The 1288-nt window shown below is 64.9% G+C and carries 2 protein-coding genes; both read left to right on the forward strand.

Going from position 1 to position 1288, the window contains the following annotated elements:
- Positions 1 to 68: 68 nt before the first annotated feature.
- Positions 69 to 374, forward strand: a complete 306-nt coding sequence (locus ACWFR1_RS40380; RefSeq protein WP_453561114.1) for a transposase — start codon at positions 69 to 71, stop codon at positions 372 to 374.
- Positions 371 to 1255: an IS3 family transposase gene (locus tag ACWFR1_RS40385; protein WP_453561116.1), complete on the forward strand. Its 885-nt coding sequence runs from the start codon at positions 371 to 373 to the stop codon at positions 1253 to 1255. Before ACWFR1_RS40380 ends, ACWFR1_RS40385 begins: the two co-directional genes overlap by 4 nt.
- Positions 1256 to 1288 lie beyond the last annotated feature (33 nt).

A 1288-nucleotide genomic window follows, 5' to 3' on the forward strand; every position in this document is an offset into this window, starting at 1 on the left:
TGGAGTGACCCCCGAAATTCCGACACCTGGACGCTGGATGTTTCGTCATCCAGGGGAAGTGATCCAAGGTGGCAAAGCGGAAGAACTACCCCGAAGAGTTCAAGCGGGACGCGGTCGACCTCGTACGTTCCTCGCCGGACCGTTCCCTCACCGACATCGCCCACGGCCTGGGCATCCATCTGGAGACCCTGCGCAAGTGGGTCCGCGACGACCGGTCCCGCACCCAGTCGGCGGACGGCGGGGGTGACGCCGGTATGACCCCTGACGAGAAGGAAGAGCTCAAGCGCCTGCGGCGGGAGAACGCCCGGCTGAAGGAGGACAACGAGATCCTCCGGAAAGCCGCCGCCTATTTCGCGCGGGAGACGACACGGTGATCCGCTTCCGTTTCGTCGACGAGCACCGGAACGCCCACAGGGTCAAGCGGATGTGTGACGTTCTCGGATGGGACCGCTCCGGCTACTACACCTGGCACCAGAACAAGGAGGCACGGCAGGAGAAGGCCGATGAGGAAGAGGGCCTGGCCCGCCTCATCCGGGAGATCCATACCGATTCCCGGGGGTCCTACGGGGCTCTGCGGATCACCCGGAAACTCCGGGACCAGGGGCACGTGGTGAACCGCAAGCGCGTCGCCCGGATCATGCGGGAGCGTGAGATCGTCGGGATAACGCGACGGAAGTCGCGGTCGCTGACGAGACAGGACCGTACGGCGCCGCCGGCGCCGGATCTGATCCTGCGGGACTTCACCGCGCCGATGCCGGGTCTGAAGTTCGTCGGGGACATCACCTGTCTGCCGACGGCAGAGGGCTGGCTGTATCTGGCGACGGTGATCGATCTGTGCACGCGGGAGGTCGTGGGCTGGTCGATGGCCGACCACATGCGCACCGAGCTGATCGCGGACGCCATCCGGATGGCCCATGAGGGCGGGCACACGGCAGGAAACGCGATCTTTCACTCCGATCGCGGGTCGCAATACACGTCCCATCAATTCCGTGACCTACTGGGCGAGTTGGACATCCGGCAGAGCACTGGACGCACCGGTTCGTGCTTCGACAACGCCGCCGCGGAGAGCTTCTTCGCCGCCCTGAAAGCAGAGATCGGTACGACCGTCTGGGAAACCCGGGCGCAGGCTCGGCAGGACGTTTTCCGGTGGATTGCGGAACATTACAACCGGGAGCGGCTCCACTCGACCATCGGCTACATCACGCCGTACCAGGCGAGGGTCCGCTGCCATCAACGGCTGAGCCTCGCGGCATAAAACGGAAGTGTCGGGACCTGAGGGGTCACTTCA

The organism is Streptomyces sp. NPDC055103 (assembly GCF_053607625.1).